This is a genomic window from Collinsella sp. AM17-1 (assembly GCF_003470665.1).
Classification (GTDB): Bacteria; Actinomycetota; Coriobacteriia; order Coriobacteriales; family Coriobacteriaceae; genus Collinsella.
The window spans coordinates 1-4,457 of record NZ_QRJZ01000035.1 but is presented as its reverse complement, the minus strand read 5'-3'; the positions used below and the strand labels follow the sequence as shown (position 1 = coordinate 4,457).

The window sequence follows — 4,457 nt, the reverse complement described above, 5'->3', positions numbered from 1 at the left end:
CGAGCGGGGGCTCCTGTCGTTTCCGTGCCCCTGGATTGGGTCATAGTGTCTGTTTTTGCCTGGTCATCAGCGACCACATTTTTGTTGCAAACTTGTCTTTCAAGGCACCTTGCTCGCGCTGACGGGTTCTCGCTGTTGGTGACGGCATCATTGGCGTTTCCGTTCTTGTTGGAGAGGGCAACGGTACGACCTTTGCCGTATTATTGAGACTGTTTGTTGCTTTGCTTGTTGTTGAGGGGCTTTGTTGGACAGCTATTTTACTCTGCAATCGAATATTGAGGCTACGGGTGAGTTCGTCGATCGTAAGAGTCGGTTTATTGCCCAGCTGGTCCATATTGAGTCCGAAGATGAGGCAAATGCCTTTATCGAGACGGTTCGAAAGCGCCATTACGACGCTCGACACAATGTTCCCGCGTGGATTTTGGTCGATGGACGCGAGCGCCAGAGCGATGACGGTGAGCCGAGCCGTACGAGCGGCATGCCGACGCTCGAGGTGCTGCGCGGCGCAGGACTCAAAAATGTTTGCTGCGTGGTGACGCGCTATTTTGGCGGCACGCTGCTGGGGCCCGGAGGCTTGGTACGCGCCTATACCGCGGCGACGCAGGCGGCGGTGGCCGCGGCTCAGGATGCCGGGCAGATCGTCGAGATGACGAGCGTCGTGCCCGTTGACGCGCATGTGGCCTATCCGCAGTATGAGCAGGTGCTTCGCTTGGCGCAGGATTCGGGCGCCAAGGTTTCGGATACCGATTACGCGGATGCCGTGACACTTCACTTGGTGTTTAAAGCGGGGGAGCAGGAAGCGTTTTGCGCCAAGATGCGCGAGCTTATGGCGGGGCGCGAGGAGATTGAGGTCGGCGCTCCCGAATTTGCCGAGTTCTAACGGCGACGGCCGGCGTGCTTTTGGATGGATTCCAAGCGCGCCGGCCGTCGTTTTATGTCGCTGCCGTTTACTCGGCGAGCTGCTTTAGCACATCGCAGGCGATCTCGATGGCATCGTCGATGCAGCCGGGGCAGCTGCGGAGCGGACCCTTGTCCGATCCGATGCCCTTGAGCGTGCCGCAGATGGTCGTCGTGTTCTTCTCGCCAAAACGCTTGGCGATCTCGCGCGACAGCTTGTAGGTCTGGCCCTTGGTCTTGGGGTTTTCCATGCCATCGCTCATCACAAAGCCCATGATGGCCACCGCGCCCGAGATGGCGCCACAGGTCTCGGTCATGCCGCCCATGCCTGCGCCAAAGCCCTCGGTGAGGGTAAAGGCGACTTGGGGGTCAAGCCCGACGGCGGGCGCGAGCGTGCAGGCGACGGCCTGCGCGCAATTAAAGCCACGGGCGTGGTACTCGGCAGCCTGAGCCTGACAGGCGGCGGCGTCGAGCTGGGCTGTATCGATTTGCTTCATCGTTGTCTCCTTGGTCACGGTGTACCCGCCTATGGTACCCGTGACGAGGCATGTAATCATCGAGAGCTTCATGTATGCCTCATGTATATCCATCGAATAAATGCCTAAGGCTGAGACGAATGCCCCTGATTTATTTGTCTCATAACCTATCGGCGGGATGGGTTGAGAGGGGTGCGGGGTAGCGGTATCGTGAACCGAATAAAATCAAAACCCAAGTAAGGGAGTTGGATATGAGCGAGCAGACCATCGGTACCACGTGTGTTCAGGGCGGTTATCGCCCGGGCGATGCAGAGCCGCGTCAGGTGCCTATCTACCAGTCAACCACGTGGAAGTACGACACGTCCGAGCACATGGGCAAGCTGTTCGACCTGGAGGAGTCGGGCTACTTCTACAGCCGCCTGCAGAATCCCACGTGCGACCTGGTTGCCGCCAAGATCTGCGAGATGGAGGGCGGCACTGCTGCGATGCTCACGAGCTCGGGCATGGCTGCGAACTTCCTCGCCATCTTTAACGTGGCCGGTGCCGGCGATCATGTTGTCGCAAGCTCTGCTATCTACGGCGGTACCTACAACCTGCTTGCCCATACCATGGGTCGCATGGGCGTTACCTGCACGTTCGTTGCCCCCGACTGCACCGATGAGGAGCTCGAGGCTGCCTTTGAGCCCAACACCAAGCTCGTCTTTGGCGAGACGATCGCCAACCCCGCCCTTGCCGTGCTCGATATCGAGCGCTTTGCCAAGGCCGCGCATGACCACGGCGTGCCGCTGATGGTCGACAACACCTTCCCGACGCCCGTGATGTGCCGTCCCTTTGAGTGGGGCGCCGACATCGTTACGCACTCCACCACCAAGTATATGGATGGCCACGCTGCCTACCTGGGCGGCGTGATCGTCGACCACGGCCAGTTTGACTGGATGGCCCATGCGGACAAGTTCCCGGGTCTCACCACGCCCGACGAGAGTTATCACGGCGTGACCTATGCCGAGAAGTTTGGTCGCGAGGGCGCCTTCATTACCAAGGCCACCGCGCAGCTCATGCGCGATCTTGGCCCCATGCAGAACCCGCAGGCGGCGTTTTTCCTGAACAGCTCGCTCGAGAGCCTGCATGTGCGCATGCCGCGTCATTGCGAGAACGGCCTGGCCGTTGCCAAGTTCCTGCAGAGTCATCCCAAGGTGCGCTTCGTGAGCTATCCGGGCCTGGAGGGCGACAAATACTATGACCTGGCTCAGAAGTACATGCCCAACGGTACCTGTGGCGTCGTGAGCTTTGGCTTTAACGGCGGTCGCGCGGCAGCTGAGACCTTTATGAAGAGCCTCAAGCTCGCCCAGATCGCCACGCATGTGGCCGACGCCCGCACTTGCTGCCTGCATCCCGCTAACGCCACGCATCGCCAGATGAACGATGAGGAGCTCATCGCCTGTGGCATCTCCGCCGACATGGTGCGCCTGTCGTGCGGCCTCGAGGACACGGCCGACCTGATTGCCGACCTTGAGCAGGCTCTCGAGCAGCGCTAGGCTAGCGTTCGCATAAGTCGCCGATGCCGACAGAGGGCTTCGGCGACCTTTACGTTCCGATTCCGTAGGCGGGACCCCAATCGCGGCTGTTTGCAGGCGATTGGGGCCCCGTTTTTGTGTTGCGCCACTCGAAAGGATGGATATGGAGAAAACCGCAGAGCAGCTGCGCCGCGAGCACATTGCCCTAGAGGGCGACACCCATGGCAAGAACAAATGGGCGATTCTGTTTACCGTGCTCATCATGACGTTTATGGCGTGTCTGGATTCGACCGTCGTGACCGTGGCACTGCCCGTGATGCAAAAGGAGCTGGGCGTGGGCCTCGACCGCATCCAGCTGGTGAGCTCGGTGTATCTGCTTGCGACATGCGTGGCTATGCTGCCGTTTGGCCGTCTGGGCGACGTGCGCGGCAAGGTGGGCGTATTCCAGTTGGGCGTCATCGTCTTTACGGTCGGCTCGCTGCTGTGCGGCCTTTCGGCCTCGCTCGAGGTTCTTATCCTGGCACGTATTGTTCAGGGAGTCGGTTGCGCGGCGGCCATGGCTAACAACATGGGTATCATCACCGAGTCGTTTCCGGCGCGCGAGCGCGGTCGTGCCATGGGTATCCTCGCGACTTTCGTGGCCCTCGGCATGATGTGTGGTCCCGTGCTCGGCGGCATGTTGGTGGCAAGCTTTCCCTGGGAGAGCATCTTCCTCATCAACCTGCCCATTGGCGTCATCTCGCTTATCGTGGGGCTTTACACACTGCCGCATGTTAAGCCGGAGGCCGGCGAGCGCCCCATGTCGCTGGCGGAGGCCACGCGTCGCTGCTTTGCGAGTTCGGCTTTTACGATTAACTTGGCATGCATGCTTATTGTGTTTATCGGCATCGGTGCATCTGAGTTTGTGCTGCCGTTCTATTTCCAGGATGCCCATGGCTTTAGCTCCGATATTTCCGGACTGCTCTTTTTGGCGCTGCCGATGGTGAATGCCTTTATCGGGCCGCTTTCGGGTACGGTTTCGGACCGTGTTGGCTGCGAGGGTCCCACGGCGGTCGGCCTGGGTGTGTACATATGCGGTCTCTTTGCGGTAAGCATGCTCGACGAGCACTCCTCCATCCCTGTGATCGTGTGCTGTGTCGCGTTTATGTCGTGCGGCACGTCGATTTTCCAGAGCCCCAATAACTCCCTGTACATGGGCTCGGCTCCGCGCGAAGCGCTCGGTTTTGCTGGCAGCTTGGGCAGTTTGGCGCGCTACGCCGGCATGGCAGTGGGCATTACGGCGGCGTCGCATATCCTGTATGGGCAGATGAGCGTGGCGATGGGCGAGGCCGTGACCAGTTTCGTTGCAGGCCGTCCGGATGTGTTCTTATTCGGCTTTCGCTCGGTGTTCTACGTGCTCATGGCTGTGGCCGCTGTGGGCTTTGCGCTCGCCATGGTGCGTTTGGTGAAGATGCGCGCCCGCCATTAGCGTGTTGGGAGGCTGTCTGCCACGATTCGCGCCGTCCCAAAAAGACTGGTGGGACTGCGGACGATTTCTTGGACCGCTACGCGGCCCTTCCCAGCGCGGCGC

General features: G+C 60.2%; 4 protein-coding genes. 3 read left to right on the top strand and 1 reads right to left on the bottom strand.

Going from position 1 to position 4,457, the window contains the following annotated elements; translation table 11 throughout:
- The first annotated feature begins 241 nt into the window (after positions 1 to 241).
- Positions 242 to 880, top strand: a complete 639-nt coding sequence (locus DW195_RS10175; protein ID WP_199576360.1) for a YigZ family protein — start codon at positions 242 to 244, stop codon at positions 878 to 880.
- A 67-nt stretch (positions 881 to 947) separates the two neighbouring features.
- On the opposite strand, the gene DW195_RS10170 is transcribed toward DW195_RS10175, so the two are convergent.
- On the bottom strand, positions 948 to 1,394 hold the full coding sequence (locus tag DW195_RS10170; RefSeq protein WP_233540866.1) for a C-GCAxxG-C-C family protein: 447 nt from the start codon (positions 1,392 to 1,394) through the stop codon (positions 948 to 950).
- A 230-nt stretch (positions 1,395 to 1,624) separates the two neighbouring features.
- Here DW195_RS10170 and DW195_RS10165 point away from each other — a divergent pair, with 230 nt between their 5' ends.
- Both DW195_RS10165 and DW195_RS10160 read left to right on the top strand, forming a co-directional pair.
- Entirely contained in the window at positions 1,625 to 2,908 is a 1,284-nt protein-coding gene (locus tag DW195_RS10165) for an O-acetylhomoserine aminocarboxypropyltransferase/cysteine synthase family protein (RefSeq protein ID WP_118206643.1), read from the top strand.
- A 142-nt stretch (positions 2,909 to 3,050) separates the two neighbouring features.
- Positions 3,051 to 4,355, top strand: a complete 1,305-nt coding sequence (locus tag DW195_RS10160) for an MFS transporter (RefSeq protein ID WP_118206642.1) — start codon at positions 3,051 to 3,053, stop codon at positions 4,353 to 4,355.
- Positions 4,356 to 4,457: the final 102 nt, after the last annotated feature.

What these genes read in the sequence shown, in the direction of transcription:
- DW195_RS10170 (WP_233540866.1), bottom strand. Translation starts at nt 1,394, where the DNA reads ATGAAGCAAATCGATACAGCCCAGCTCGACGCCGCCGCCTGTCAGGCT.
- DW195_RS10160 (WP_118206642.1), top strand. Translation starts at nt 3,051, where the DNA reads ATGGAGAAAACCGCAGAGCAGCTGCGCCGCGAGCACATTGCCCTAGAG.
- DW195_RS10165 (WP_118206643.1), top strand. Translation starts at nt 1,625, where the DNA reads ATGAGCGAGCAGACCATCGGTACCACGTGTGTTCAGGGCGGTTATCGC.